At 70.9% G+C, this 26,745-nt stretch carries 26 protein-coding genes and 1 pseudogene; 6 read left to right on the top strand and 21 right to left on the bottom strand.

Features of this window, described 5'->3' with window-relative positions; genetic code table 11:
• Positions 1-62: 62 nt before the first annotated feature.
• Positions 63-854, bottom strand: coding sequence for an A24 family peptidase (locus AB0I83_RS11100; protein ID WP_363304371.1), 792 nt, complete (start codon positions 852-854; stop codon positions 63-65).
• Between the two features lie 104 nt (positions 855-958).
• On the opposite strand from AB0I83_RS11100, the gene AB0I83_RS11095 reads away from it, so the two are divergent.
• Entirely contained in the window at positions 959-1,357 is a 399-nt protein-coding gene (locus tag AB0I83_RS11095; protein WP_363304370.1) for a DUF192 domain-containing protein, read from the top strand.
• Here AB0I83_RS11095 and AB0I83_RS11090 read toward each other — a convergent pair.
• From AB0I83_RS11090 to AB0I83_RS11075, 4 genes are all read right to left on the bottom strand, one after another.
• Positions 1,329-1,460 (bottom strand): hypothetical protein, encoded by a 132-nt coding sequence (locus AB0I83_RS11090; RefSeq protein ID WP_363304369.1) that lies wholly within the window; start codon positions 1,458-1,460, stop codon positions 1,329-1,331. The two genes, AB0I83_RS11095 and AB0I83_RS11090, sit on opposite strands and share 29 nt — an antisense overlap.
• A 152-nt stretch (positions 1,461-1,612) precedes the next feature.
• Positions 1,613-2,800 (bottom strand): hypothetical protein, encoded by a 1,188-nt coding sequence (locus tag AB0I83_RS11085; RefSeq protein WP_363304368.1) that lies wholly within the window; start codon positions 2,798-2,800, stop codon positions 1,613-1,615.
• A 31-nt stretch (positions 2,801-2,831) separates the two neighbouring features.
• Positions 2,832-3,275, bottom strand: coding sequence for a hypothetical protein (locus tag AB0I83_RS11080; protein ID WP_363304367.1), 444 nt, complete (start codon positions 3,273-3,275; stop codon positions 2,832-2,834).
• Positions 3,276-3,464: 189 nt separating this feature from the next.
• Positions 3,465-3,884 carry a DUF6188 family protein gene (locus AB0I83_RS11075; protein WP_363304366.1) on the bottom strand — a complete coding sequence of 140 codons (420 nt, stop codon included), beginning with the start codon at positions 3,882-3,884 and terminating at the stop codon, positions 3,465-3,467.
• 297 nt (positions 3,885-4,181) lie between these two features.
• Here AB0I83_RS11075 and AB0I83_RS11070 point away from each other — a divergent pair, with 297 nt between their 5' ends.
• The 4 genes from AB0I83_RS11070 to rph all read left to right on the top strand — a co-directional run bounded on the left by AB0I83_RS11070 (position 4,182) and on the right by rph (position 10,661).
• Entirely contained in the window at positions 4,182-6,176 is a 1,995-nt protein-coding gene (locus AB0I83_RS11070; protein ID WP_363304365.1) for a hypothetical protein, read from the top strand.
• A gap of 29 nt (positions 6,177-6,205) precedes the next feature.
• Complete coding sequence (locus tag AB0I83_RS11065; RefSeq protein WP_363304364.1) at positions 6,206-6,787, top strand: hypothetical protein; 582 nt, start codon at positions 6,206-6,208, stop codon at positions 6,785-6,787.
• 20 nt (positions 6,788-6,807) lie between these two features.
• Positions 6,808-7,251, top strand: coding sequence for a DUF3592 domain-containing protein (locus AB0I83_RS11060; RefSeq protein WP_356535215.1), 444 nt, complete (start codon positions 6,808-6,810; stop codon positions 7,249-7,251).
• 812 nt (positions 7,252-8,063) lie between these two features.
• Positions 8,064-10,661, top strand: coding sequence for a rifamycin-inactivating phosphotransferase (gene rph, locus AB0I83_RS11055; RefSeq protein ID WP_363304363.1), 2,598 nt, complete (start codon positions 8,064-8,066; stop codon positions 10,659-10,661).
• A gap of 49 nt (positions 10,662-10,710) precedes the next feature.
• Here rph and AB0I83_RS11050 read toward each other — a convergent pair whose 3' ends face one another.
• The 15 genes and pseudogenes from AB0I83_RS11050 to AB0I83_RS10980 all read right to left on the bottom strand — a co-directional run bounded on the left by AB0I83_RS11050 (position 10,711) and on the right by AB0I83_RS10980 (position 23,874).
• A complete protein-coding gene (locus AB0I83_RS11050; protein WP_363304362.1) occupies positions 10,711-11,937 on the bottom strand; it encodes a hypothetical protein in 1,227 nt (408 codons plus the stop codon).
• Between the two features lie 68 nt (positions 11,938-12,005).
• Entirely contained in the window at positions 12,006-12,662 is a 657-nt protein-coding gene (locus AB0I83_RS11045; RefSeq protein WP_356843440.1) for an OmpA family protein, read from the bottom strand.
• Positions 12,663-12,670: 8 nt separating this feature from the next.
• On the bottom strand, positions 12,671-13,288 hold the full coding sequence (locus AB0I83_RS11040; RefSeq protein WP_363304361.1) for a hypothetical protein: 618 nt from the start codon (positions 13,286-13,288) through the stop codon (positions 12,671-12,673).
• Positions 13,289-13,885: pseudogene (locus AB0I83_RS11035) on the bottom strand (pilus assembly protein TadG-related protein); the annotation flags it as partial.
• Positions 13,886-13,920: 35 nt separating this feature from the next.
• The gene (locus AB0I83_RS11030) at positions 13,921-14,145 is read right to left on the bottom strand and encodes a hypothetical protein (protein ID WP_363304360.1); all 225 of its coding nucleotides are present in this window, start codon (positions 14,143-14,145) and stop codon (positions 13,921-13,923) included.
• 251 nt (positions 14,146-14,396) lie between these two features.
• Positions 14,397-15,458 carry a response regulator transcription factor gene (locus AB0I83_RS11025; RefSeq protein WP_363304359.1) on the bottom strand — a complete coding sequence of 354 codons (1,062 nt, stop codon included), beginning with the start codon at positions 15,456-15,458 and terminating at the stop codon, positions 14,397-14,399.
• 82 nt (positions 15,459-15,540) lie between these two features.
• Complete coding sequence (locus tag AB0I83_RS11020) at positions 15,541-16,851, bottom strand: histidine kinase (RefSeq protein ID WP_356843421.1); 1,311 nt, start codon at positions 16,849-16,851, stop codon at positions 15,541-15,543.
• 10 nt (positions 16,852-16,861) lie between these two features.
• The gene (locus AB0I83_RS11015) at positions 16,862-17,749 is read right to left on the bottom strand and encodes a DUF5936 domain-containing protein (protein WP_356535222.1); all 888 of its coding nucleotides are present in this window, start codon (positions 17,747-17,749) and stop codon (positions 16,862-16,864) included.
• A gap of 13 nt (positions 17,750-17,762) precedes the next feature.
• A complete protein-coding gene (locus tag AB0I83_RS11010) occupies positions 17,763-18,698 on the bottom strand; it encodes a type II secretion system F family protein (protein ID WP_356843420.1) in 936 nt (311 codons plus the stop codon).
• Positions 18,699-18,708: 10 nt separating this feature from the next.
• Positions 18,709-20,046 carry a CpaF family protein gene (locus tag AB0I83_RS11005; protein ID WP_356843418.1) on the bottom strand — a complete coding sequence of 446 codons (1,338 nt, stop codon included), beginning with the start codon at positions 20,044-20,046 and terminating at the stop codon, positions 18,709-18,711.
• A 71-nt stretch (positions 20,047-20,117) separates the two neighbouring features.
• Complete coding sequence (locus AB0I83_RS11000) at positions 20,118-20,513, bottom strand: TadE family protein (RefSeq protein ID WP_363304357.1); 396 nt, start codon at positions 20,511-20,513, stop codon at positions 20,118-20,120.
• Positions 20,514-20,517: 4 nt separating this feature from the next.
• Positions 20,518-20,919, bottom strand: coding sequence for a pilus assembly protein (locus AB0I83_RS10995; protein WP_356535226.1), 402 nt, complete (start codon positions 20,917-20,919; stop codon positions 20,518-20,520).
• A complete protein-coding gene (locus AB0I83_RS10990; protein ID WP_363304356.1) occupies positions 20,916-22,193 on the bottom strand; it encodes an AAA family ATPase in 1,278 nt (425 codons plus the stop codon). Before AB0I83_RS10990 ends, AB0I83_RS10995 begins: the two co-directional genes overlap by 4 nt.
• Positions 22,194-22,200: 7 nt before the next feature.
• Positions 22,201-22,905: a Flp pilus assembly protein CpaB gene (gene cpaB, locus AB0I83_RS10985; protein WP_356843414.1), complete on the bottom strand. Its 705-nt coding sequence runs from the start codon at positions 22,903-22,905 to the stop codon at positions 22,201-22,203.
• Between the two features lie 84 nt (positions 22,906-22,989).
• Positions 22,990-23,874: a hypothetical protein gene (locus AB0I83_RS10980; RefSeq protein WP_363304355.1), complete on the bottom strand. Its 885-nt coding sequence runs from the start codon at positions 23,872-23,874 to the stop codon at positions 22,990-22,992.
• A gap of 549 nt (positions 23,875-24,423) precedes the next feature.
• Between AB0I83_RS10980 and AB0I83_RS10975 the strand changes: the two genes are divergently transcribed.
• Positions 24,424-26,157: a glycoside hydrolase family 18 protein gene (locus AB0I83_RS10975; protein WP_363304354.1), complete on the top strand. Its 1,734-nt coding sequence runs from the start codon at positions 24,424-24,426 to the stop codon at positions 26,155-26,157.
• Between the two features lie 69 nt (positions 26,158-26,226).
• Here the strand turns inward: AB0I83_RS10975 and AB0I83_RS10970 are convergent, their stop codons facing one another.
• Positions 26,227-26,709, bottom strand: a complete 483-nt coding sequence (locus AB0I83_RS10970; RefSeq protein WP_363304353.1) for a hypothetical protein — start codon at positions 26,707-26,709, stop codon at positions 26,227-26,229.
• Between the last annotated feature and the right edge of the window lie 36 nt (positions 26,710-26,745).

Genomic DNA, 26,745 nt, shown 5'->3' with positions numbered 1-26,745 from the left:
CGACGGCAGCACCACGCGAGTGCATATACCCGGTATCCGCACGTCCGTACGTCCGGTGACCATCAGGCGGCCAGGCCCCCGAACAGCAGACCGACCAGCGCGCCGGCGATCATGAACGGGCCGAACGGGATGCCCGTCCTGCGCCCGGCCCCGCGCAGCAGCATCAGGCCGGCCCCGTACAGGGCACCGAACAGGAACCCGGCGAAACCACCCGCGCAGAGAACGGCCCAGCCGTACCAGCCCAGTGCGACGCCCAGCGCGAGGGCGAGCTTCACGTCTCCGAATCCCATGCCGTTCGGGTTGATCAGGAAGAGCACGAGGTAGAACCCGCCGAGCGCCGCTCCGCCGAGCAGCGCCGCGATCCAGGATCCGCCGTGCTCGGGGAGCAGCGCCGCACCCCCCAGGAGCACGGCCGCGGCACCGGCCAGGGGCAGTGTCAGCCGGTCGGGGAGCCGGTGGACCCGGCGGTCGACGACGGCGAGCAGCACCGCGACGGGGGCGAGCAGCAGCCATACGACGACCTCGGGCCGGGTGCCCGTGGCGGCGGCGAGCGCCGTGCAGGCGAGCGCGGTGACGACGGGGGCGACGACTCCGGGGGCGTAGCGGCCGGGCCGGGCGGGTGGCGGGTCCGCGGGAGCGGCACCCGCGGGGAGGGAGGGGACGGGCACGGCGCAGGCCGCGCACCGGGTCGCGCCCAGCCAGCCGCCGGCGGGGCCGGTGAGCGCGTGCCCCGCCGGGCACGCGTCCCGCCAGAGCTCCTCGGGCTCGACCGAGAAGCGGTACGCGGCGCGCGGGATCAGCATCCCGGCGGCGGCGCCCCAGAGCACGGCGAGCGCAATCAGTGTGGCGTCCACAGGACCGACCCTAATCCGGCTTCCAGGGCCGGGTCTTGGGCCCTGGGGCCCACTGCGGACGGTTCCGGACCCACGCGCCGGTCCCGGGGGTACGGTCGGTGCCCATGGGGAAGTGGCGCGACGGCGGCGGGACACTGACGGTCGGGACAGGCTCGCGGGCGATGGACGTGCCGCTGCAAATAGCGGCGTCGTACCGTGCGCGGGCGCGAGGGCTGCTCGGTGTCGACGGGGTGGACGGGGTGGACGGCGCGCTGCTGATCACCCCGTGCGGGAGCGTGCACACCTTCCGGATGCGGTTCACCATCGACGTGGCCTATCTGGACCGGGAGTTCAACGTCCTCGCGGTGCGCACGATGAGACCGGGCCGGCTGGGCCTGCCCAGGCCGCGTGCCCGTCACGTCGTGGAGTCCGAGGCCGGGACGATGGAGCGGTGGGGGCTGCGGCCGGGGGCGCGCGTGCGGGTCGAGGCCGCCGCTACGGGAGTCTCGCCGCCCGCGCGGTGACGAGTGCGGCCGGGGTCCTCGGTGCGGTGCCGCCGAGGAAGTCCGCGGCGCTGATGGTGACGACGGTCGACCCGGTCCGCACGAGGTGGAGGACGAGCGGCATCGTGGCCCCCTTCCGGGCTGCCCGTCACCTGGTGGCCGGCGATTCCTGGCCGGCCTTCCGCGCGGGCGGTGCCTCGCCTCCGGTGCAGGTGGACGGCCCGTCCCCGCTCGTCGTGCGGAACCCGCCCGCGCGGGCCCGCACCGCGCCCGGCATCAGGGCGGTCCCGGCCCCAGCAGCGTCCACGCCCCGTACGCGGCGGAGCCGACGGCGAGCGCTGCGACGACGGCGGCCGGGCCCCACGGGGTGCGCAGCCGGGCCAGCGCGACGGCGGGCGGCAGGAGCAGGGGGAACGCGGGCATCATCAGGCGGGGGCGGGAGCCGAAGTATCCGGAGCCGATGAGCGAGACGACGACGATCCCGATGCCGTACACCAGCACGGGCAGCGGCTGCCTCTGCCGCACGCACAGGTACACGAGCCACGCCAAAAGGCCCAGCGCGGCGCACAGTCCCAGGGCGGCGGGGAGCGGCAGACCCGCGATGAAGCCGGCCAGTGCCCTGCCGCCGTCGATGCTGTTGCCCCACTGGGCCTGGACCTCGAAGTAGGCGAACGGGCTGCCCTGCCGCACGGCGACGAACACCACGTACGCCAGCCAGCCCAGCGGGGCGAGCAGGACCCCGAGCACCATGCGCGCGTTCCGGCGCAGCAGGCCGTCACGGCCGTCTTCCCCGTACTGCCGCAGGAGGCCGGCGGCTCCCGCGAGTGCCAGCGCGGCGACGAGGGCCGCGGCCGATGGCCGGGTCAGACCGGCGAGGACGCACAGGGCGCCCGCTCCGATCCAGCGGCCTCTGAGCACGGCGTACAGGGACCACGCGGCGAGCGCGGTGAACAGGGTCTCCGTGTACGCCATCGACTGCACGAACGCCGTCGGGTACGCGCCCCAGAGCGCGGCCAGCAGCACCCCGGCGCGCCGTCCGTGCAGCCGTGCCCCGACGGCGTAGATCCCCCAGGCGGCGAGGAGGCCGGCCAGCCAGGCGACGGTGATCCCGGCGCCCCGGACGGTGAGCGGTGTCACCGCGGCGACGGCCCGCTCCAGGGCGGGCAGGAGCGGGAAGAACGCCAGGTCGGAGTGGACGCCGCCGTCGGGCAGGGTGACCGTGTGGCCGTAGCCGTTCTCGGCGATCCGCTGGTACCAGACGGAGTCCCACCGGCCGCCGAGCAGACGCGGGGCGTCCTTCCCTGCGAGCGATGCCGACACCTGGAGGACGAGCAGCCCGACGGCCCGGACCGCCGCGTAGGCGCCCAGGGCGGGCGCGGCGGCCGTGAGCAGGGCCGTCGCGCGGTGCCGGGTGCTGCGGGTGTCGGGCGCCGCCGGGCGGGGGCGCGTCTGCTGATCGGGCATGCGGCCGATTATGGGCCCGCCGCCGAGGAGGTCACCACGCCGGGCTGGGCGGGGGCGCTCCACCCGCCCGCAGCACTTCCGGGTTCGCGGCCCGCCTGGTGCCGAGTCCCCGGCCGACCAGTGGGGCGACGGTGCGGATCAGCTTGAGCTGGGCCGAGCGCAGGACGCGTAACGTGCTGTCGTCGGACCAGCCGGTCGTGGTGGACCACTCGTACCCCGAGCCGACGACCTCGCTGGCGAAGGCGAGCTCCGTCGCCAGCAGGGCCCGCGCCCAGTCCATCGGGTCCAGTGCCTCGTTCGCGGCGAGGACTCCGTGGATCGACATGCCCCGGCGGCCGAGGTCCTGCGCACTGTCGAAGCCCATGGCCACGGCGAACTCCTCCGTGCAGCGGGCGGGGCCGCACCACTCCATCAGGCCCTGTTGCAGGAGCCGGGACTCCTCGTCGGTCAGGGTCAGTTGTTCAGCCGTGGGCACGGGTGGCCACCTTCCGGTCTCGGTCCGGCCCGGCGCCGTGGGGGGTGCGCCGGGACGGACGTCCTTCACCTGCTGCGGTGACGCTATTCGCCGGGCGGCCGGACGTCTTGGGCCCAGGGGCCCAACTAGGTTCTCCCCCAGGACCCCGGCCTCGGCCACCGACCCGGAGGGCTCGGCCCGGGGGCTGGGCTAGAGGCCCTGGTCGAGCGGGGTCAGGACGCCGGCGCCGTCGCCGCTCACCCACTCGAACGCGCCCGGCCTGCGCACACGGATCCGTATCCCGGGGTCGTCCCCCCGGACCGCGACCTGATGGCCGGTGCTGAACACGAGGCGCAGCGAGCCCGTGTGGGAGCCGGTGGCCGACAGCACGGTCGCGTCGACCAGCGCCCCGCACTCCGCCGTGACCGGCAGGCCGACCGCTCCCGGGGCGGTGGCGGGACCGTTCGTCATCCGCACGGCTCCCTCGACGGCGACCTCGGTGACCGCGCCGAGTACGAGCGCGAACCGGGGCGGATCGTTGCCCGCCGGGTCCGAGGACGCGGTCACCTGCCGCACGGGCAGCCCGCGCAGATCGAGGACCCAACGGTCCGCCGTACTCTCCTTCGTCATCACTTCCTGTCCTCCGCTCACCGGTGATCTCGCTGTCAGGCTCCCGACGCTAGCCACCGCGGCGCACAGCCGTCGTGGGCCCACGGGCCCAACCGCATGTTCCGGCGGTACCGGGACGGACGTCTGAGGAGCCGCCGTCCGGTTCGGTCCCGGTGCGCGGCAGCGCGAGCAACCCCCCTCGCCGGCCGCGAGGTTGGGCCCGTGTTTGGGGCCAGGGGCCCAGGTCGGGCACCGCTCCCCGGCCGTACGCTCACCCCCGTCAGGCAGCAGGACAGGGCGGCGGCGAGAGGGCGGACCGTGAGCGGTGGCAGCGATTGGGGAGACCGGGGCCCGGGCCGCATACCGCCGGGGCCCACCGGGGGGCAGGGCGGCTGGTTCCTCCCCCTGAGCCGTAGCTGGGCAGCCGGCGCCCTCGTCTACGTCATCACCGGGTTCCTGACGACGCGGGCACTCGTCGAGACGCTCGCCACCGACGACCGGCTGGACCAGTTCGGCTGGCGCCTCGCCCTGCTGCACCTGCCCAGCGTCCTCATCACCGTGCTGACGGTCCTGGCGAGCGCCCGCACGCTCCCCGGCCGGCTGCGCGACTCCCGCCTCTTCCACCCGCTCGGCACGCTCACCGTCCCGGTCACCGGACTCGCCTTCGGATACGCGGTGACATGGGACGTGGTGGACACCGAGGGCCTCCTGATGCCCGCGGTCGCGATGGTGACCGGCGGCGCCCTGGGCCTGGCGCTGGACCGGCTCCTGGCGGAGCGCGGCACCGGGGCCGCGCCGGCGCCGCCGGCGCGCACCCGCTCGTACGACTGGCGCGAGAGCGGTGCCACGGCCACCGAGTACCTCGGCGTCATCGTCCTCGTCGTCGCTCTCATCGGCGCCCTCGCCATGGCCGGCATCGGAGGCCGGATCGGCGAGGGGATCCGCTGCGCCATCGCCTCGCTCACCGGGGGCGGCAGCGGCTGCACGACCGGTACGGACGGCACCGCGCGGCCGAAGACCGACGCCGACTACGAACCCAAGCTCTGCCAGATCTCGAACATCTCCGACACTGCGGGCGGCAAGGTCAAGATCGGCTGGTTCGAGTGGGGCGAGGAGTACGGCTTCCAGCAGAAGGTGGCCCAGGCCAACACCGATGTTAACGAGGACGGAAAGGTCGACGAGAACGACAAGCTCGTCTACATGACGTTCACCGACGCCGCCTCGGCGGGCGTCAACGCCAGCACGCCGGGGGTCAAGCTCGGCAGCCTGGGCAAGGCGGACGTCGACATCGGCGGCGGCATCAAGATCACCAACGGAGACACCTGGGTGTTCAAGAGCGAGGCCGACGCCCAGAAGATGCGGGACGACATCGAGGAAATGAAGATGTGGGAGACCTCGATGAAGCACAGCGGCGGCTACGGCGGCGGCTGGTACTCCGGCATGAAGTGGGCGGAGAAGATGGAGGACATCGAGAAGAAGATCGGCGACAAGAAGATCTCCTACTCGACCATCGGCATCAACGTCTACGCGGACGGCGGCCTGTCCATCAAGGCCGGTGACGAGGACAAGCTGGGCGCAAAGCTCGGCGGCAAGGCCAAGTTCTCGCCGGACGTGACCATCACCAAGGACGACGTCAACGGCAACGAGTCGTACACCTACACCGCCAAGCTCGAACTGGAGGGCAAGGTGGGCGGCAACGCCGGTCCGCTCGGTGGCACGGCCGGCGCGAAGGACACCCGTACCGGGGCCGTCACCGTGACCCGCGACCAGAAGACCGGGAAGATCGTCCGGATCGACATGACCCGGACGGTCGAGAAGACCGCCACGTCCGACAAGGGCGAGGCCGGCGGCGACAACGGTCAGAAGGACAAGGACAAGCGGGGCGGCAAGGGCGGCGTCACGGACTCCTCCGGGGAGACGGGCATCGAGGTGCGTACGAACTCGGTCGTCTTCGGCAAGGAGACCGACAAGGCCACGGAGGACAAGCGCGCCGTCGCCGAGCAGTGGCTGGATGGTTCGGGCAACAACACCGCTCCGTTCGAGTACATGTTCGGTGACAGGTCTCCGGAGCAGAAGCCCACCGGGAACGACCCCTTCGAGCAGATGATGTTCCAGGACGGCCTGTCCAGCACGCTGCGGTACCTGGGTGAGACGGACGCCCAGGAGTTCGGGTTCGAGGTCTCCCTGGGTATGAGTCTGGGGTTCTCGATCTCCGACGAGCACAAGAAGGAGTCGCTGACGGAAGCGAGGTTCCTCGGAGCCCCGCAGGGCGACAAGCGCACCTACCTCCCGTACAGCTACTGCGCGCAGTGAGAGCGCGCGACCAACGCGACCAAGGGGCGATGACGTTGACGAAGTCCAAGGCGCTCGGCACGGCTGTGGCCGCCACCCTCGGCCTGGCACTGCTCGGCGGCTGCGGCGGCACCGACACCGCAGCGACCCCGGACGGCTGGGGCACGCTGGACACCAGGAGCGTGTCCGTCGGCTACCCCGAGGACCAGGGGTACGCCCCCCAGCCGGCCGCCGAGCGCGCCGAGGCGAACGCCGCCGTGGCACTGAAGGAGGAGAAGGGGCTGCGCACGGGCATGGTCTCCGTCCAGCTGGACTTCGCCACCGGCATCAGCGACGCCGGTGAGGCCGCCGCCGCGGCGGGGGCGGGGATCGGGCTGGGCACGACGCGCAAGGGCACCCGGGACGTACGTCTCGCGGGTGCGGAGAGCGCCCGCGAAGCACGCAGGATCGACTACGAGTTCACCTCGTCGGGAGAGGACGCGACCCCGGCGAAGGGAACCCGGATGACGGGGGTCGTGGTGGCCGGGGTCGACTCGAAGGACGTACCGTTCGCCATCCGGGTCAATGCGGTGAAGGGCGCCCTGAGCCCGGCTGACCTGGATACGTTCGTCAGGTCCATCACGGTCAAGTAACCACCTGCGGAGCCTCGTTCATGGACGTACTGCCCGGTGGCACGCCCACCTTCCTGCTGCTGTTCGGCCTGTTCCTCGGCGCGTTCGCGGTCCGCTCCGGCCTGCGGCTGTACCGCGTGCTGCGCCTGGTCAGGCGCGGCGAGCGGGCCGAGGGCCGGTGCTCGGACCGGCGCGTGACCGACCGGGGCTCCGGCACGGAGAACCGCTACCGCACGGAGTACGTCTTCGCCTTCCGCGCCCCGGACGGCCGCGAGGTGGAGTTCACCGACCACGCCCCGGGGCCCTTCGGCTTCGAGGTCGGCGCGCCCGTCCGCGTCTCGTACGACCCCACGGATCCGGCTGGGCGGGCGACGGTGGCGGGGCCGGGTGCGTGGGGGCCGATACTGATGCCGACGGTGTTCGCCGTGGTGCTCGGGCTGTTCTCGCTGGGGCTGCTCCTCGCGTTCGTCGCGGTGCGGTTCTGAGGGACGGCTCGCCGGCGGGTGCCGCTTCGGCAGGTGCCCGCCTCCGCGGCCGGCGCCGCCTCGGCGTCGCCGAGGCCGCCCTCAGCACGGGGTTGGGCGGGCGAGAGCCCACCCGGGAACGGCTCGCGAGAACGTCGAAGTCCGGGTCGTTCCGGTTGACCGTGGAGCATTCCCAGGCGCGGGACACGCGCTTCTTCACGCCCACGGCGCCGTGCCCCCATCGGACACGGTGCAAATGAATTCCGCGCGCGGTGCGGAGTTCACGCACGCGGAGGCTGATCGACCGGGAAGATCCCTTCTGCGGGGAGGGTGGGAACCGCCTCCGAATAAGGCACCGACGGCCGGGGCGACGGATACGTGGCCCTGCTCCGGGCCGGGGACCGACCTCTCGCCGACACGCGCGAAGCGCGGCGGCAGATGGTCCGGGACATCAAGGCCGGAAGGCCGACCACCTGCTCCAGCCTTGATCCGCGTGCCCCGGGACGGCGGCCAACGCCTGGTCCGGGATTCGTAAGGCGCGACGGCCGCCGGGAAATGGGGGCTCGCTCTCGAATCGCGCTCTCGACCTGCTCGGGCCTCGCAGAAGGGAAATAGCAAAGGCGAGGAGATCCCTCTCCTCGCCACTCTTAATTTATAGCGCACAGGGGGGCTTGCGGCAAGGCCCCCGTCATGACGCAGAATCGTCGGCCGAAGCCACAACCTGCGGAAACGAGGCACGAAGTGCGTGTGTGTTGTTGCCGACCCACGGGGGACCCGGTGATTCGATCAACCGATGCGGTGCGACGGAGCTCGGCCGGCCCGGAGGTGTCGCGGTGACGGAGACGTACGTGCGGGACCTTCGAGAGGTCGACGAGACCCAGATCGCGGCCGTCGGCGGCAAGGGCGCGCATCTGGGCGGGCTGTCGCGGATCGAGGGCATCCGCGTACCGCCGGGCTTCTGCGTGACGACCGGTGCCTTCCGCCGGATCATGGCGCAGGCGCCGTCGCTCGACGGCCGGCTCGACCGGCTGGCGCGCCTGGACCCGGACGACCGGGAGTCCATCCGCGCGCTCAGCGCGGAGATCCGCCGCACGATCGAGGAGATCACCGTCCCCGCAGATCTCGCGGAGGCGATCACCGGCGCGCTCGCCCGGCTCGGCGAGCGGGAGGCCTACGCCGTCCGGTCCAGCGGGACGGCGGAGGACCTGCCGACCGCCTCCTTCGCCGGGCAGCAGGACACGTATCTGAACGTCATGGGGCCTGCGGCGGTCCTCCAGCACGTCAGCAGGTGCTGGGCCTCGCTGTTCACCGAGCGCGCCGTGACCTACCGCCGGCGGAACGGCATCGACCACCGCTCGGTCCACATGGCCGTGGTCGTGCAGCGGATGGCCTTCCCGCACGCGGCCGGCGTCCTGTTCACCGCCGACCCCGTCACGGGCAACCGGAGGGTCGCCACCGTGGACGCCGGCTTCGGCCTCGGCGAGGCACTGGTCTCCGGCCTCGTGAACCCGGACGTCTTCAAGGTGCGGGACGGCGCAGTCGTGGCCAGGACGATCGCCTCCAAGCGGCTTGCCGTCCAAGCCCTCCCGGCGGGCGGTACGCGGGAGGTGGCGATCGACTCGCGGCGGCAGGGGGAGCCGGCTCTGACGGACGCGCAGGCCGTACGTCTCGTGCGGCTCGGACGGCGGATCGAGTCGCACTTCGGCAGCCCGCAGGACATCGAATGGTGCCTGGTCGACGACGACTTCCGGATCGTCCAGAGCCGGCCGATCACGACGCTGTTCCCCGTCCCCGAGAGCGGCGACCAGGAGAACCACGTCTACGTCTCCGTCGGTCACGGGCAGATGATGACCGACCCCATGAAGCCCCTCGGGCTCTCCATGTGGCAGCTGACGGCCATGGTGCCGATGCACGAGGCCGGCGGGCGGCTGTTCGTCGACGTCACCGCGCGCCTGGCCTCGCCCGCGAGCCGCGCCGGGCTCCTGGACGCCATGGGGAAATCCGATCCGCTGGTCAGGGACGCGCTGGAGACCGTCCTCGACCGCGACGGCTTCGTGCCGTCGCTCCCGGACGCGGGTCCCGGCGGGCCGCCGGCCGGCGCGGCGCCCGCACCGGTCGAGACCGGTCCGGCCGTCGTCACCGAACTGATCGAGCGCAGCCGGGCTTCCATCGCCGCGCTGGAGCGCGACATCGGCACGAAGACCGGGCCTGCGCTGTTCGACTTCCTGCTGGAGGCCTTCGAGGAGCACAAGCGGGTCCTCGGTGATCCGCTGAACATCCAGGTGATCATGGCGGGGATGGAGGCCACCTGGTGGCTCAACGAAAAGCTGCGGGAGTGGCTGGGCGAGAAGAACGCGGCTGACACGCTCACGCTCTCCGCCCCCGGCAACATCACGTCCGAGATGGGACTGGAGCTGCTCGACGTCGCAGACGTGATCCGCCCGTATCCCGAACTCGTGGCGTTCCTGCGGGGTGTCGAGGACGAGGGTTTCCTGGACGAGCTGGTGGAGTTCGAGGGCGGGACCGAGGCGCGTGACGCCATCGAGGCCTACCTGGACCGGTACGGCATGCGCTGCGTGGGCGAGATCGACATCACGAGACCGCGTTGGCGCGAGCGCCCCAGCACCCTCGTGCCCGTGCTCCTCGACAACATCAGGATCTTCGAGCCGGGCGCCGCCGAGCGGCGCTTCGAGCAGGGGCTGCGGAAGGCCCGGCAGAAGGAGCAGGACGTGCTGCGCCGTCTGCGGGCCCTGCCGGACGGGGAGCGGAAGGCCGACGGGACGAAGCGGATGATCGACCGGGTCCGCACCTTCATCGGGTACCGGGAGTACCCGAAGTACGGCATCGTCAGCCGCTCCTTCGTCTACAAGCGGGCCCTGCTGGAAGAGGCGGAGCGCCTCGTGCGGGCCGGCGTGCTCCCCGAGAAGGAGGACGTCTTCCACCTCACCTTCCAGGAGTTCCACGACGCCGTACGCTCCAACCAGGTGGACGACCGGCTCATCCGGCGGCGCAGGGAAGCGTTCCGCTCGTACCACCAGCTCACACCGCCCCGGGTGCTCACGTCGGACGGCGAGGCCGTCACCGGGGCGTACCACCGCGACGACGCGCCGGACGGTGCCCTGCTCGGCCTCCCGGTCTCCGCCGGGACCATCGAGGGCAGGGCCCGCGTCATCCTCGACATGGCCAAGGCCGACCTCGAGGCGGGCGACATCCTGGTCACCGCCCACACGGACCCCAGCTGGTCTCCGCTGTTCGTCGGAATCGCCGGCCTGGTGACGGAGGTGGGCGGGCTGATGACCCATGGCGCGGTGATCGCCCGGGAGTACGGCCTGCCGGCCGTCGTGGGTGTGGAGCAGGCCACCCGGCTGATCCGGGACGGACAGCGGATCCGCGTGCACGGAACCGACGGGTACGTCGAGATCCTGCCCTGAGCGACCACGCCGGGAAGCGCGTCCGCCGCGCGCGCCGAACCGTCGGAGGTCAGACGGCGGGCGAGCGGCGCCTGCCGACGTAGTACCAGGCGGCCATGACCAACACCAGGACGGCGCCGGCACCGATGCCCGCGATGCCCACCACCCGCATCGTGGAGTCCGTGCCGGCGGCCTCCGCCGGGTCGTCCAGGCCGAATCCCGCCGCCGCCGCGTCTCCGTCGTACGGCGGGCCGGGCCGCGCCGTTCCCCTGAGGTCGACCTTCAGCGTCAGGGGAACGGCGGCCGGGACCTCGGGGGAGAGCGTCACCTGGACGTAGTACCAGCCCTGGAAGCGCATCGCGCCCACCGCGTCCGTCTTGCCCGTGGAGCGGTTGGCGTACGCCGCGGGGGCCGTGCCGAGCTCCACCCCGGTGGGCTCGCCCGTGTAGCCGGTGGCGTTGCCCGCGACCTGGCCCCGCGCGGTGTTGTACAGCTCCAGGCGCAGGCCGTAGACGGAGAAGAACGTGCTGCCCGCACCGGAGTTGGCCAGCTGCGCCCGTAGGAACAACTGCTTTCCCCAGGCGACGGGTACGCGGTAGAACCGGCTCTCGCCGGGCTCGATGTCGTCACGCCACACGCCCTCGTCGACGGGCTCGGCGTCGTTGAAGCCGGTTCCTCCCCGGGCCTTGCGCGCGCTGGTGGAGCTGGGCGAGGCCGGGGCCTTCGAAGACCAGTCGGTGGGCTCCCGCTGGTCGTCCCCGCCGGACTTCAGCCCGGGCTCGGCCATGTAGGTCAGCTCGACGGGCCAGGCACCGGACGCGGAGCCGACCCGCTCCACGGTGTAGAAGTACTCCCCTGCCTCCTGGCAGCTGCGGCCACGCTCGATGCGCCGGGACGCGTACCCGGCGAGGGGGCGGGCGGTCTCGTCGCCGAACGCCAGGCTCAGGTCCGTACTGCACTTCGTGCCGCCGTCTGCCGAGGCCAGCGAGACACGGACGCCGTCGGTGAAGTCGGTCGCCGTGCCGGACGGCGGGGCGACGACGGTCGAGACGAAGGCGTCCGACGAATCGTCCAGCTGAACGCGGTAGTACTTCTTCTCGCCCGGACCGATCGTGTCCGTGTAGACGGCCGCCGGCTCGATCAGGGGGCCGTCGATGCTCGACTCCGTGCCCTTGATCGGCTTCGCGCCGGAAGCGGGGCGGTAGTCAGGAGGGCCCTCGGCGACTGCCGCTCCTGGGACGAAGCCGACGCAGAGCGCCGCCGCTCCGAGGACGGCGCCCACTCGGGACCACTGCATCTTTCCGCTCCTCGCTCCCGGCGCCGTGACCGCACCCGGCCACGGCGCCGGACCCCCGTGCGTGGGGGTCAGCTCTGCGAACCGGTGGTACGGGGGAAGGAGACCTCCACCCGGCGGTTCTTCTTACGGCCGTCTTCTGTGTCGTTACTGGCGATCGGGTACTCCTCGCCGTAGCCACGGATCTCGAAGGTGACGCTCGGGATCTTCTGGACCAGCACTCCCTGCACGGCGTTCGCCCGCTCCTTGGAGAGGACATCGCCGTGCGCCGACGAGCCGAGGTTGTCCGTGAACCCGAAGACCCGCACCTTCGGGGCGTTCTGCGTCTGGATCTCGGCGGCGATCGCGTTGATCCGGGCGGTGGCCTCGCCACTCAGCTTGGCACTGTCCTTGCCGAAGAGGACCTCGGCCTGTAGGGCGAAGGTGATGTCCGCGTTGGTGTCCTCGCGGCGTTCCTCGCCACCCATGTCCTCGACGATGGACTTGATGTCGAGCACACGCACATCACCGAGGGTCGCCCCGTCACCGAGCATCAGCCCGGGCGAGTTGGCGTCGACCTCCACGGGCGGTGACGCGCTCGGTACGGCGGTGGGGTTGTCGTCGGCGGCGGCGGTACCGGCGCCCCAGAGCGTCGAGGTGCCGAGGACGACGGCTGTCGCGGCGCAGAGTCCGATACGGGAGCGGAGTGCGCCTCGCCTTGGCACGGGGGTGCGGGAGGGTGGCTGCATGGCGGTCGTCACCCCGAGATCTTGATGGATGCGGTGGGCATGGTGGGGAGCTGGAAGTCGACGTCGGTGGTGCCTGCCGGGGGTGCCGGGAACTGAACGAAGAACGGAGCAGTCGCTCCGGGCGCGATGCCCGTCGTGAACTTCGTGCAGAGGCACCTTCCGTCCGTGTCACGAAGCGCCAGGTACCGCTTCTTCCCGGTCTGGTCCACCAAGCTGGCCCCGGCAACCGAGGCCCCGTTGCCCACCATCTCCTGTTCGTTGCCCTGCCATCCTTGTGCGGCGAACTGCTGCTGCGAGCCGTTTTTCACACTGCCCTTCACCGTGACGAACCCACCGGAGTCCCTCTGAGCCGAGTTGATGACCACATCGACGCCGTCGGGCCCCTTCACGCTGGCAAGGACCACTGACGGATCAGCGCTCTCCTCGGCATCCGGGGCCTCGGGCTTCTCCGAGGCAGAGGAGTCGGGCTTCTTCTGTCCGCCTTCAGCGTCGTCCGATCCTCCGTCACCTCCACAGGCCGTCAACACGACGGCCATGGCTACAGAGGCGGCAGCGACGGCGGCCCCCTTGAAGCGGATCCGGGTCATGGCTGCACGCATCTGCGCGTTCCTCTCGGTGACGTTCACTTACTTGTCGGCCAGGTGGACGGAGAACAGATCTGCCAGGTCAGGCAGAAGGTCGAGATTCTCAGGATCGATCTTGAAGTCTTTGCCATCGTCATCACAGACGACTTTGTACGACTTCCGGTCGTCGTCCTCGTCCGTGTCGCCGTCGTCCTTCGAGGGGCTCGGTGCGGGACTCATGTCCTCTTCCACCCGGCAGCGTGGCTCGATCACCGCTCTCGCGGTCGCTTCGGCCCTCTTCGTCTCGGTGCCGTCTATCACCGAGCTGCCGACGGTCCCGTTGGTCTTCACCGTGACCGTGTAGGACGCCTCGAACGGGTCCCAGTGACAGTCGGTCCTGGTGGCATCGTTCGCAGAGGCGAGGAGCGAGGCTGCGGCACACGACCTCCCGTCGACGTCCCGGCCGTTCAGCAGGTCGTCCCACTCGTCGAGGTCGAACACACCCGGCCAGCTCCACTCGTCGCGCGCGTCCTGCGCGGCGGCCAGCGCGGCGGCGTCGGCCGCTGTCTGGGCCTCGTTCTTCTTCATCGAGGCCTGTCCGACGGCGAAGTAGGCGAACGCGAGGAAGAGCAGGCCCGCCACCACCGCGATGTAGATGGGGAAGGCCTGCCCTGCCTCGCGCGCCTGGCGGAGGGCTACTTGGTACCGGTGATCTTGTTGATCTGTGTAGTGATCGCACCGGCGATCGCGTTGCCGAAGTTCGTCGTCATGAGCACCCCGATGATCGCCACGACCACCACGATGATGCCCAGGTACTCCACCGCGCCCTGTCCCCGGTCGGCCCGGGCCCTCATGCGCTCGACGGACGTGTTCGCCCAGACCTTGGCGTTGACGGAAGCCTTCAGCATCGGGTTGGTCATGGTGTTCCCCTCCGGTTTCGGCCGACCGGTCACCGGCCGACGCGTAAGTCCTCGTGTTGTCGTCACCGTTACCGGCTTCCTCCTGGCCGGTGCCGCTGGCGACATGAGCAACGTACGGCGGGCCGCACGGCCCCGAGCAGGGTCCCAGGGCCCAAAACCGGGCCCAAAACCCTGGTTGGGCCCGTCTCCCTGCCCGTATACCCGCCCGAATCCCGGCGAGCGCGCCCGCGCGCGGACCCGTCCTCCTCCGTTCAGCCATGGCGGCCTGCCCCCCTCGCCCCAGGTCCCGATCCCGGCGCCGTGCCGAGCCAGCGTGCGATCGCCTCGCTGCGGCTGGTGCTGTGCAGCTTGGTGAAGATCCTGTTGATGTGGTTCTTGACGGTCTTCTCGCTGATGAAACAGGTGGCGGCGATCTGGTGGTTGCTCATCCCCGACGCGATGAGTTCCATGACCTCCGCCTCCCTCGAACTCAGCCCGAACTGCTGCCTGTTGGGATCGGAGGGACGCCCGTCCCCTCCGTCAGTCGAAGACTGTGCCACAACGGGTTGCAGGTGCGAAAGGCCTTCGGGATCCACGGCAGGTCGCGGGCCCGACGGCCCGGGGTCCGCGGGCACGTGGGTGCCGTCGCCCGGCTGCACGGGACAGGCCGCGCCCACGTACGGACCACCGACTGTCAGCGCGTCCCCCAGCCCTTCGGGGAGATGCCTCGGCCCCTGCCCGGACCCTTGGCGCATATGGGCGAGGAGTGCGTTGGCGGCGGTGGCGGTGAAGTGGGGCAGGCCGTTCCTGGTGTCCCGTACCGCCTGCACCAGCTGGTCCGCCGTGAACTCGCCGTGGACCAGGTAGCCACCCGCGCCGAGTCGCAGCGCCTCGTGGACGATGTCGCTCTCACGGCTGTAGGTCAGCATCATCACGGGTGCAACCTTCACCAGGTGGGGCAGGGCGGAGATGCCGTCCACGCCGGGCATCCGGACGTCGAGCAGGACGACGTCCGGCCGGTGGCGTACCGCCGCGTCGTAGGCCTCTCGGCCGTCCACGGCCTCGGCCACGACCTCGATGTCGGGACGTCCGCTGAGCAGGACGCCGAGTCCGGCCCGGACGACCGGGTTGTCGTCGGCGACCACGACCCGCAACGGGCCCGCGGGGGGCATGTCCGGGCCGCTGGGGAACGGCGGGAGCTCCGCGGGTGCCGGGGGCTGCCCGGGTGCCTGGATTCCGGCAGAGCCGCGGTCCGTGCCGACGGGGTCGGAGTGCGGGAAGTGGTACGGGGAGGCTTGGTTCCGGCCCGGAACGCGGGGGACGTCGTCCGGCATTCTGCGGCCTCCTCTCGGATGTGGTGGGAGCGGTGGGTGGGGGACTGCGGTGCGGGGAGGCGGTGCCGGACCAGGGGCCCGTTCAGTCCGGCCGCGGCCCCAGGTCGGGTACGAGTGCGGCCAGGGGCAGTTCGAGGCGTACCTCCGTGCCCTTGGCCGCCTTGCCCCTGCCGATACGGATCCGGGCGCCGATCGACGCCGCGCGCTCGACCATGCCGACGAGCCCGAAGTGCCCGGCGCGCCTGAGGTCGTCGAGCGTGGTGCCCGCGGGCAGCCCGTCGCCGTCGTCGTACACGCTGACGCGCAGGACGTCGCCCTTGATTCCCGCGAGGACGGCGAGGTAGGTGGGGTGGGCGTGCCGGTGGGCGTTCTCCATCGCCTCGGACGCGACGGTGAGCAGCTGTCGGGCGACCACCTGCGGGACGGGGGGCACCGGGGCATCGCCCAGGGTGCGGAAGACGGTGCCGGTGCCGTAGCGGCGCATGAAGTCCGCTGCCCGCGCGCGGAGTTCGGCGATGATGTCGACGCCTCCGTCCAGGCCGGAGTCCCGGCGCAGGTCGGAGAGCAGCTCGCGGGACTCGGCGGCGGCCCGGCGGGCGGAGCGGGCCACCAGTTCGGCCTGGTGCCTGACCGTCGAGGGATCCATCCGGCCGGCGGAGTGGGCCAGGCCCTCGGCGGCCAGCGCAAGGCCGTGGAGGGTCTTGGCCACGGAGTCGTGCATCTCGCGTGCCAGCCGCTCGCGCTCGTTCTCCACGGCGACGCTGACGGCGAGCCGCGCCCGGGTCTCGGTCAGTGCCTGGCTCGCGGAGCCGACGCGGAGCATCAGGTTGCGCAGGGCCACACCGACGGCCCCGGCGAGGACGCAGAAGCCGGGCAGCAGCAGCGCGCTGGACAGGCCGGCCCCGATCTGGTCGTCGGCGCTGTAGGCGGCGGCCAGGATCAGGCTCTGCAGGGCGGCGAAGACTCCTGCCGAGCGCCAGCCGTAGAGCAGGCCGGCCAGCAGCGGGGTGCAGACGACCGCGTATCCGAGGGTCGATTCGGGTGTGGCGGTGAACAGGAGCAGGGCGCCGAAGAGCGTGTCGGCGCCGAGCAGCAGCGGGTGGCGTACGAGCAGCGGGCCGAAGCGCTCCCAGTCCCGGTAGAGGGCGTACGAGGCCACGAAGGTCACCAGCACGGCGGAGGCGACCAGCCAGCCGGCGACGCCCGGGGCGCTGTTGTCTAGCGCCTGCGGTGTGCCGATGGCGATCATGGCCAGACGGAAGAGGAACACCTGGCGGGCCAGCGCGGACAGGGCGTTGACCTGGATGGAGACCGTGGGTGCGGGGCCGGCGGGGGTGGACAGGGTGGCACGCTCGGGCTCGTCGAGTCGGCCCGGCTGAAGGAAGATGGTCATCGCCGCGCGCTCACTCCCCCGTGAGGGATCCGAGGTCGGTGTCGGATCCGAGCAGCATGGCGGCGCCCATGAGGATCATGGTGGCCGGAATCATGAAGGTGGTGACCATCAGGGTCGCCTTGGGGACGGCCTTGGCCGCCTTGCGCCGGGCGTTCTGCGCGTCGGTGCGCCGCATGTCGTTGGCGATGGCGATGAGGGTGTCCACGATCGGCGCACCGAGCTCCTCGCCCTGCTGGAGTGCGGTGACGAACATGGCGACCTGGTCGGAGTCGTTGCGCCTGCGCAGCTCTTCGAACGCCTGCCGCCGGCTGACGCCCATGTCCATCTGCCTGAGCGTGATGCGCAGTTCGTCGGACCACGGGCCCTGGTACTTCTCCGCGACCCGGTCGAGGGCCTGGCGGAAACCGAGACCGGCGGAGACGACGACGGCGAGGACGTCGAGGAAGTCGGGGAGCGTGCGGTCGATGTCGTCACGGCGCTTGCGCACCGCGGCCCAGATGCCCACCTCGCCCCAGAACAGGCCGAAGGCGATCATGAAGAGGGACATGAGGACCTTGCCGCTGCTGAGCATCGCGAAGGCGGCGAAGCCTCCGAGGGCGCTGTAGACGGCGCGGCGGGCGGCGTACCGGTCGATGGTGAGGCCGCCGGGGTTGCCGGCCATGTCGATCTTGCGGCGCTTCTCGTTGACCTTCTTTGGCCCCATGAGCCGCAGCACCAGGGGCGCCCAGCGCATACCCAGCCGGTCGATGCCCGAGCCCACCGCGGTGGTGCGTGTGGAGCCCACCTCCAGGGCGAGTGCGAGGTCACCGGGGAGCGTGGCCTCGGCCCGGTACATCCGTATGCCCTTGAAGACGCCGAACACGCTGAGGCCGACGACGAGTGCGAGCAGCAGTTCCATGCCGGGCCCCTCCTCAGATATCGATCTTGGAAATGCGGCGGATGGCGACGAAGCCGAGGGCGTAGAGGCCGAGCGAGACGATCACCGCGATCTGGCCGGCGACCGATCCGGTCATCCGGTCGAGCGCTCCGGGGAGGATCGAGTTCACCAGGAGCATCGCACCGATTCCGATGGCCGGGACGGCGTAGGCCGTGGTGTTGACCTGCGAGAGCTGGGTGCGTACCTCGCGGCGGGTCTCCTTCCGCTCCTCGAGGGTGACGGTGAGGTTGCGCAGCGAGGAGACCACCTGGCCTCCGGCCCGGTTGGAGAGGATCAGCGTCGACACGAGGACGACGAGCTCACGCGAGGGCAGTCGCCGGGCGAGTTCGTCGAGGGCGTCGTCGAGGGTGCGGCCGACGGCCAGCTGGTCCGCCACGACACGGAGCTCGTCCCCGGCGGGCGCCTCGAGTTCGTCCGCGGCCATGGCGATCGACGTACGGAGGGACAGCCCCGCCTGGGTGGCGTTGGCCAGTACCCGGGAGATCTCGGGGAGTTGGCCGATGAAGGCCTCGGTGCGCTTGGTCCGGTGCCAGTTGAGGAAGGTGTTCGCACTCCAGAGCCCGACGATCGCGGCCAGCGGACCGAAGAACGAGGCCAGGACGGAGGCCGCGATCAGCCACAGGGCGGCGACGGAGCACAGGACGTAGAAGAGGAACTCGCCCGGTGTGAGGTCGAGGCCGGTGGCGGCGAGCTTCTGCTCGATCCTCCTGCCCAGCTTCGTCCGGCGCAGCCTGCGGTCGAACCCCCGGAACCGGCGCTGCGGGCCGGGCTCGATCTGGCCCGTCGACGAAAGGCGGTCGACGAGGGCTTCGCGCTGCGCCCTGCCCGAGCTGTAGGCGTGCTGGCCCAGCACACCCAGTACGCAGCACAGCAGCGTGACGCCGATGGTGAGGAGTGCGAGGTTGTCCATGTCGGGGTACCTATCTGGCCTCTCGGGTGGCGAGATACTCGTCGGAGGGGGCGACCCCGAAGGCCTGGGGGATCGGCTGCCCCGCCATGTGGAGCCGGTCGGCGACACGGCGCGGGAGCGGGAGGGCCTGGAACTCGCCGTGGACCACGCCGTCGGCGTCCATCGGCCGGGCGTTGAAGCGGGCCACGGTGACGATCCGGTACGGGTCTCGGCCGTGCGAGTCGAGGACCGCGACCTCGGTGACCTTCCTGGTGCCGTCGGCGTGCCGGGTGAGCTGGACGATGACGTCGACGGCGCTGTTGATCTGGTCGTGCAGCGCCTCGAACGGGATCTTGATCTCGGACATCGAGGCGAGCGTCTGGAGACGCATCAGGGCGTCCTCGGCGCTGTTCGCGTGGACGGTCGCGAGCGACCCGTCGTGCCCGGTCGACATCGCCTGGAGCATGTCGAGGGACTCGCCGCCACGGACCTCACCGACGACGATCCGGTCGGGGCGCATACGCAGGGAGTTGCGGACGAGGTCCCGGATGGTGACCTGCCCCTTGCCCTCCACGTTGGCCGGGCGGGTCTCGAGGCGGATCACGTGGTTCTGCTGGAGCTGGAGTTCGGCCGAGTCCTCGATGGTCACGATGCGTTCGCCGTCCGGGATCAGCCCGGAGAGCGCGTTGAGCAGTGTGGTCTTGCCCGTGCCGGTGGCCCCGGAGACGATCACGTTGAACTTGGCCTGTACGAGTCCGGCGAGCAGCAGCAGCATCTGCTGGTCCAGGGAACCGAAGGCGATCATCTCCTGGAGCGAGAAGGAACGCGGGAAGCGGCGGATGGTGAGAGTGGCGCCCGTGAGCGAGAGCGGGGGGATGATCACGTTGACGCGCTCGCCGCTGGGCAGGCGGGCGTCGACCATCGGGTTGGCCTCGTCGACCCGCCGGTTGACGGTGGAGACGATGCGCTCGATCGTCTGCATGAGCTGCTCGTGGCTGGCGAACCGCATCGGCAGCTGCTCGACCCTGCCCGCCCGCTCGACGAAGATCTGGTCCGGGCCGTTGACCATGATCTCCGTGATGGAGGCGTCCTCCAGGAGCGGTTCGAGCACGCCGAGCCCGAGCGCCTCGTCCACGACCCGGCGGATGAGCTGGGAGCGCTCGATCGTGGAGAGGACCGGGCCCTCCCGGCTGATGATGTGGCCCAGGACGCGTTCCAGCCTGGCCCGGCGGTCGGCGGCCGCGAGCGAAGACATCTCCGCGAGGTCGATCTCCTCGAGGAGTTTCGCGCGGTAGGCGGCGACCAGATGGCCGTCCTCCCGTCCCCCTCCTCGTTCCTCGGGGGCGGTGATGCGTGCCCGCAGGCTCATGTGTGGTCACTCCTCCGGTGGGGCGGACGCGTGGGCTGGTCGCGTGCGGTGGACGCGTGCGGTCGACGGGCTCAGTCGCGTGGCATCGTGGCGGACTTCTCCACGGTCCGGTCGCCCAGCAGACCGAGGAGCACGTCCGGGATGTCGACCGTGACGCTCACCGTCACCGTCTCGCCTCCGGTCGGCGGGCCGATCCGGGCCCGCTCGGCCACCCAGCCGGTCATGGACGCCCTGCCGACGCGCTCGTAGGCGCCGTACAGCTCGTCCTGCGAGGCGGTGCGGGCGGCCGCCCTGGCGCCGGTGCCCGCCTGCTGCGCGGTGTAGGCGACCAGGCCCAGCTGGATGCCGGCCAGGCCGATGAGGATGAGCACGGGCAGGAAGCCGAGGTACTCGATCGCGGTCGAACCGCGGTCGCGGTCGCCGCCGGTCCCCGGCCGGGCCGGGCGTTGGATGCGTATCGGTGCCATGGCGTCACTTCCCTTCCGCGGCCGCGCCGGCCACCGCCGTGACCGGAACGGGCAGTTCGGCGAGGCCCGGGAAGAGGACCGGGGCCTTCAGCGTGACCGTGACCTTGACCATGTCGTCGGCCACGGGACCGCAGTCGATGCTCGCCGGTCCGTCCCAGGCGTCCGGGAGCCGTTCGTGCACCGCGGCCGCGCAACCGCCGCCGCTGCCCCCGGCGACGGCCTTGCGCACGCCCTCGTCGGCGGCGCCGCTCGCCAGGGTGAAGGTGTAGCCCACCAGGACCGCCTGCCAGAGCAGCGCGAGTGTCACCAGGATGATCGGCACCATCCCGGTGAACTCGACGATCAGCTGCCCCCGGTCGTCCCTCAGCCGCGCCCGTACGGTGCCCGCCGCTCCCGTGGTCCTCAACGCTCTCGGCCTCCCCCGCCCGCCGGGCCGCCCTTGCGCCGGCGGCCGCCGATCGAACCTCTGTCACCGCGCAGCAGGCCGCCGCGCGGTTCCGTCCCAGGGGAAGGCTTCACCAGTCCGAGCTCTCCCGCCAGGGCCCACAGGGCCTGTTTCACGGTGGAGCGTGCGTCCAGCTCGTGCATACGGCCCGAATCGACCGCGCCCTGGAGCTCCTTGAAGTTCGCCGGCACCGCCGTGGCCGCCATCCGGGTGCCGGTGATCCGCTGGATCAGCGGCGGCTGGATCTCCGTGTTGCGGTTGAAGCGGTTGACGAGTGTCACCGTCTCCTCCGCCTTGCGGATCTGGAGCCGGTCCCACATCCGTACGATGCGCTTCGCACCCCGCACGGCGACCACGTCGGGCGTGGTCACCAGCAGCGCGATGTCGGCCATCTCGACGGCGGCCGCGCTGGCGCCGTTCATCTGGCTCCCGCAGTCGATGACGACGATTCCGTAGCGCGAGCGCAGGGAGCTGACGATCTGCCGCGCGGACCGGTCGCTGACCTCCTCCCCGCGTTCGCCCTCACCGGGTGCCAGGAGCAGGGAGAGACCCGTGGTGTGCGAGAACACCGCGTCGGACAGGACCCGGGGCGATATGTCGCTGATGGCCGCCAGGTCGACGACGGAGCGCCGGAACTGCACGTCGAGGTAGGACGCGATGTCGCCGGTCTGGAGGTCCAGGTCGAGGAGTGCGGCGGAGTGCCCGGAGGCCTGTGCCGCGAGTGCCAGCTGGACGGCCACCACGGTGGCGCCGACGCCGCCCTTGGCGCCGGTCACCGTGACGACGGTGCCGCCCGGCCCGGCGAAGACGTCGGCACCGGTGCCGAGGTGACGTCGTACGCCGGTGGACCACTGCCCGGCGGCCTGGACCCGGTTGGCGAGTTCCTCGTATCCCAGTGGCAGGGTGACGAGACCACGGGCTCCGGCGTCCATGGTCGCGGCGAACAGGACCTGGCTCGCGTCCGAGGTGATCAGCACCACCCCGACGGCGGGGAAGCGCAGGGAGACCTCCCGGATCAGTTCCAGTGCGGGCACCGGGCCGATCCGCTCGTGGACCAGCACGACCTCGGGCAGTTCTTCGACGGACTCGCCCGCCAGCCGGGAGAGTGTGTCGATGAGCTGGGTCGAGTCGCCGACCGGAGCGGCCGGCTCGGCGTCGGGGAGCTGGCTGAGCAGGGTGGTCACGGACCGTGCCGCGTCGGCGTCACCGACGGCAGGGAGGATCCTCACGGTCATCCGGTCCTCACTTGTCCTTGTCGAGCGTGTAGGTGCGGTCGCCGGGACGGATCGTGCCGTCGCTGCCGGGCGCGATCAGTGCGAGGCGGACGTGCTCGGCGAAGGACTCCGCGTACGCGACCCGCTGGGTGTCGAGGGTGTTGAGCGCGAAGGTGATCGGCACGACCTCGGATGCCTGGTTCCTGTTGTCGTCGCGCGGTTCGAGCGCGGTCAGTTCGCCGACGTCCAGGACCTTGGCGTTGGAGACGATGACCTTGGACTGGGCGACCTCGCCGTCGCGCTCGCCCGCGAAGGTCGCGTAGATGTTCACCTTGTCGTCCGCGTTGATCTTGCCGGCCACCCCGGTCGCCGCGTCGATCATGATGGCGATCTCCTGCTCACCGGGACGCAGCTCAGGGCGCTCGGCCATCATGTCGGACTGCATGAGGGAGCCCTTGCGCAGTTGCGTGACGGCGATCTTGCCGTCGACGTCGTCCAGCTCCGTGACGGCGTTGACCGACAGCCAGCGTTTGGGCATGGACACCTTCTCGAACTGCCGTGAGGACAGGAGCGTGTACGGCGCGACGTCGGCCTTGAGCCGGTACGCGCCGACCTCGGGGCCGACCTTCGAGTTGACGTCGCTGATCACCGAGAGCACACCGGCGAAGGCGCCGAAGGCGCACAGGATCGACAGGAGCAGGAGTATCACGCCTCGGCGCTGGCGGGAGTTCATGGGCCGGACAACCTCGTTCGAATCGGATGCGTGGAGCAGCGGACGGAGAGAGATGCGCGGGTTCTGCGGATCGGGCCGCGGACGCTACGAGTTGGGTGGCACGGGCGTTCCGTGGCTCAGGACACCTGCGGAGTGCGTTCGGTTCTCGGGCGGGGCCAGCGGGGAGGAGCAGAAGCCGCAGCGGTCGCCGATGAGCTCCATCCCGCACCAGTGGCAGTTCTCCCGGCGTACGGAGGAGACCAGTTGGTAGATCACCGAGATGTCGGGCAGGAAGGAGGCGAATTCCACCATCTTCCCGGTCCCCCACCAGCGTGGCGAGACGGACGGCAGCGGGCACTCGTGGACGGCCTGGACCTTCCAGGCGGGTGCCAGGGTCTGCTGGACCCATTCCGAGCTCAGCTGCCCCTTGGCGAGCATCAGATGGGTGGCGAACTCCGGCCCGGACGGCGGCTCCGCGGACGGGCCGATCCTGACCAGCTCGGGGCTGGGGCCGGCCAGTACGGCGAACTGCGAGCCGGGCACCCAGGACTTCGCGTGGGTCTTGAGGCTGACGGGCACCCGGTCGAGCCTGGCCACCGAGTTCAGCAGCGCCCCTGCGTGGATGTAGTGGGCCAGCAGCCGGGCGGCCGAGGCGATCACTCCCGGGCTGAAGTCGCAGACGGACAACTGGCGTAGCTGGCGGACCAGTACGGCGACACCCAACGGCGGGAGGTCGATCCCGAGCAGGGCGATGCGATCGCTCTCCAGCACCGAGCGGATGGCGTGCAGCCTGCGTTCGTGGGCGGCGCCGATCCCCGTCGGGTAGACGACCACCACGTGGCCGTGCTGATCCAGGAGCAGGTTCACGTCGCCGATCGCGAGATCGAGGGGCTGGGCTTCGGGAGCCTGCAGCAGGGCCGCCGTGGGGGTCTGCTGATCGGTCGGCGGGAGCACCAGATCGGCGCTGGTCACTGCTATTGCGGTCGGCACGCTCTTCCCCGTTCGGCTCCGGCCTTCGTCCGAGGGGACTCCGGCCGCAATCGCTCCTGCTCCGTGCTTCTTCCCAGCACTTTAGCCACGTCATACCGGACAGAGAACAGATATCGGAACCCAGTACGAAGTCGTGCGGCACAGGCGTTCACCACGCCTCCGTACGAAATCGGATGAAAAGCAGACTCGTCAACTCCTGTATCACTGCGGAGGGTTACGTGGGTGGGTCGGGTTTGGGATCCGAAGGAATTCGTCCGCGCACGTCAGGGCGGCCCACCGGCGTATTCCCGGGCGCTTCGGGATATCCGCTCCGTCACGTTCCGGGTATCGCGGCCACCTCACCCGCGCGGGTGGATCCCGACGGCCCGGGAAGCGTCACCCGAACGTGAAAACAGGCCGGTGGGCGTCGGTCCCGTTCGACCTCGGGGCACCTTTCACACAGGTCGGGCCGCCAGAGGTCTTGACAACTCGATTGGTCTGGACCAGTTTATCGGCCAACGGTGGCCACCGTTCCCGCCAGACCCCCAACTCCCCCACCGGAGGCAGCAAGTGGAACGCTCCGCAGGCAGCAGCAGACACAGAAGGAGCCGGGTCCGGCCCGTACTCGGCGGGGCGGTCGCCGTCGTCGCGGCCGGGGCACTTGCCGTCACCGGACTCGTGAGCAGTGCACAGGCCGCGGACATCAACGTGGCCAAGAACGCCGGTTTCGAGTCGGGGCTGGCCAACTGGACCTGTTCCGGCGGCAGCGGCACCGCCGTCTCCTCCCCCGTGCACGGCGGCACCTCCTCGCTCAAGGCCACCCCGGCCGGGCAGGACAACGCCAAGTGCACGCAGACCGTGGCCGTGAAGCCCGGTTCCACCTACACGCTGACGTCCTGGGTGCAGGGCGGTTACGCCTACCTCGGGGCGAGCGGCACCGGGACCACGGACGTCTCCACCTGGACGCCCGGCTCCAGCAGCTGGACCCAGCTGAAGACCAGCTTCACCACCGGCCCCTCCACCACCTCCGTGACCGTGTACACCCACGGCTGGTACGGCCAGGCCGCCTACTTCGCGGACGACGTGACGGTGACCGGCCCCGACGGCGGTGGCGGCTCCGACCCCGAGCCCGCGATACCCGGAGCACCCGCCGGACTGACCGTGGGCGCCACCACCAGCTCGTCGGTAGCCCTGACCTGGAACGCCGTCCCGGGCGCCACCGGGTACACGGTGTACCGGGGCGGCGTGAAGGCGACCACCTCCACCGGCACCTCGGCGACGGTGACCGGGCTGAGCGCGGACACCGCGTACCAGTTCACGGTCAGTGCCACCAATGCCGCCGGTGAGTCGGTCAAGTCCGCCACGGTCAGCGGCCGTACGGCGAAGGCCACCGGCCCGGGCCCCGGCCCCTCGACCTCGGTGCCCAAGCACGCGGTGACCGGGTACTGGCAGAACTTCAACAACGGCGCGACCGTCCAGAAGCTCAGCGACGTCCCGGCGAACTACGACATCATCGCCGTCTCCTTCGCCGACGCCACGGCGACGCCCGGCGCGGTCACCTTCAACCTGGACTCGGCGGGGCTGAACGGCTACACCGTCGCCCAGTTCAAGGCCGACATCAAGGCCAAGCAGGCGGCCGGGAAGAACGTCATCATCTCCATCGGCGGTGAGAAGGGGACCATCGCGGTCAACAGCGACGCCTCCGCGACCGCCTTCGCCGACTCGGTGTACGCGCTCATCCAGGAGTACGGCTTCAACGGTGTCGACATCGACCTGGAGAACGGCCTCAACTCCACCTACATGACGAAGGCGCTGCGCTCGCTGTCCTCGAAGGCGGGCTCCGGCCTCGTCATCACGATGGCACCGCAGACCATCGACATGCAGTCGACCTCCGGTGAGTACTTCAAGACGGCGCTCAACGTCAAGGACATCCTGACCGTCGTCAACATGCAGTACTACAACAGCGGTTCGATGCTCGGCTGCGACGGCAAGGTCTACTCCCAGGGCACGGTGGACTTCCTCACCGCGCTCGCCTGCATCCAGCTGGAGGGCGGCCTCGCCCCGTCGCAGGTCGGCCTCGGCGTCCCCGCCTCCACCCGCGGCGCGGGCAGCGGCTACGTCGCCCCGTCCGTCGTGAACGCGGCCCTGGACTGCCTGGCCAAGGGCACCTCCTGCGGCTCCTTCAAGCCGAGCAGGACCTACCCGGAGCTGCGCGGCGCGATGACCTGGTCCACGAACTGGGACGCCACCGCCGGCAACGCCTGGTCCGGCGCGGTCGGCCCGCACGTCCACGGCCTGCCGTAACCCTGTTCCGCCTTCGGCCCAGCAGCGCCGCCGCTCCCCCGGCGGCGCTGCTGCGTCGGGCCGGTCGGGTCAGTAGATGCCGTTGAGGTCCGTGCCCTCGGGGGCGCGGAAGCAGCCGGAGACGACGCGCACCTGGATCGACGACTTCTTGGTCGCCGACGGGTGGTTCTTCGTGGGATCGGTGTCCACCCGCAGCTCCGCGTTGACCGCGTAGTGGTCCTTGCCTGAGTCCGCGGTCAGTTCCAGGGTCTTGGCGGCGCTGCTGTTCGGGCCGTACTCGACGATCTTCCAGCCGCGCTTGGGCAGATTCTCCTTGAGCCTCGCGAAGCCCGCGGTCAGCTCCTCGTCGGAGACCCCGAAGAGGCCCCACGGGTGGCGGGACGAGAAGAGGTGGTCGGGGTCCTCCTCGCAGGTCGACACCTGGGCCCCGGTCTCGGTCGTCCTGCCTCCCTTGATTCCGATCATGTCGAAGATCTCGCTGGAGACACCGACCGTCTTCTTCCGCGCGTCCTCGACGCCGAGGGTCGTGGGCGTGTAACCGAGGTCGTCCATGTCTTTCGCACATCCTGTCGAAACGAATGCCAGAAC

It is taken from the genome of Streptomyces sp. NPDC049970 (assembly GCF_040660235.1).
GTDB lineage: Bacteria > Actinomycetota > Actinomycetes > Streptomycetales > Streptomycetaceae > Streptomyces.
This window is presented reverse-complemented; position numbering and strand designations above follow the sequence as displayed.

What these genes read in the sequence shown, in the direction of transcription:
- AB0I83_RS11095 (WP_363304370.1), top strand. Translation starts at nt 959, where the DNA reads ATGGGGAAGTGGCGCGACGGCGGCGGGACACTGACGGTCGGGACAGGC.
- AB0I83_RS11090 (WP_363304369.1), bottom strand. Translation starts at nt 1,460, where the DNA reads ATGCCGCTCGTCCTCCACCTCGTGCGGACCGGGTCGACCGTCGTCACC.
- AB0I83_RS11085 (WP_363304368.1), bottom strand. Translation starts at nt 2,800, where the DNA reads ATGCCCGATCAGCAGACGCGCCCCCGCCCGGCGGCGCCCGACACCCGC.
- AB0I83_RS11075 (WP_363304366.1), bottom strand. Translation starts at nt 3,884, where the DNA reads ATGACGAAGGAGAGTACGGCGGACCGTTGGGTCCTCGATCTGCGCGGG.
- AB0I83_RS11065 (WP_363304364.1), top strand. Translation starts at nt 6,206, where the DNA reads ATGACGTTGACGAAGTCCAAGGCGCTCGGCACGGCTGTGGCCGCCACC.
- AB0I83_RS11060 (WP_356535215.1), top strand. Translation starts at nt 6,808, where the DNA reads ATGGACGTACTGCCCGGTGGCACGCCCACCTTCCTGCTGCTGTTCGGC.
- AB0I83_RS11050 (WP_363304362.1), bottom strand. Translation starts at nt 11,937, where the DNA reads ATGCAGTGGTCCCGAGTGGGCGCCGTCCTCGGAGCGGCGGCGCTCTGC.
- AB0I83_RS11045 (WP_356843440.1), bottom strand. Translation starts at nt 12,662, where the DNA reads ATGCAGCCACCCTCCCGCACCCCCGTGCCAAGGCGAGGCGCACTCCGC.
- AB0I83_RS11030 (WP_363304360.1), bottom strand. Translation starts at nt 14,145, where the DNA reads ATGACCAACCCGATGCTGAAGGCTTCCGTCAACGCCAAGGTCTGGGCG.
- AB0I83_RS11025 (WP_363304359.1), bottom strand. Translation starts at nt 15,458, where the DNA reads ATGCCGGACGACGTCCCCCGCGTTCCGGGCCGGAACCAAGCCTCCCCG.
- AB0I83_RS11020 (WP_356843421.1), bottom strand. Translation starts at nt 16,851, where the DNA reads ATGACCATCTTCCTTCAGCCGGGCCGACTCGACGAGCCCGAGCGTGCC.
- AB0I83_RS11015 (WP_356535222.1), bottom strand. Translation starts at nt 17,749, where the DNA reads ATGGAACTGCTGCTCGCACTCGTCGTCGGCCTCAGCGTGTTCGGCGTC.
- AB0I83_RS11010 (WP_356843420.1), bottom strand. Translation starts at nt 18,698, where the DNA reads ATGGACAACCTCGCACTCCTCACCATCGGCGTCACGCTGCTGTGCTGC.
- AB0I83_RS11005 (WP_356843418.1), bottom strand. Translation starts at nt 20,046, where the DNA reads ATGAGCCTGCGGGCACGCATCACCGCCCCCGAGGAACGAGGAGGGGGA.
- AB0I83_RS11000 (WP_363304357.1), bottom strand. Translation starts at nt 20,513, where the DNA reads ATGGCACCGATACGCATCCAACGCCCGGCCCGGCCGGGGACCGGCGGC.
- AB0I83_RS10990 (WP_363304356.1), bottom strand. Translation starts at nt 22,193, where the DNA reads ATGACCGTGAGGATCCTCCCTGCCGTCGGTGACGCCGACGCGGCACGG.
- cpaB (WP_356843414.1), bottom strand. Translation starts at nt 22,905, where the DNA reads ATGAACTCCCGCCAGCGCCGAGGCGTGATACTCCTGCTCCTGTCGATC.
- AB0I83_RS10970 (WP_363304353.1), bottom strand. Translation starts at nt 26,709, where the DNA reads ATGGACGACCTCGGTTACACGCCCACGACCCTCGGCGTCGAGGACGCG.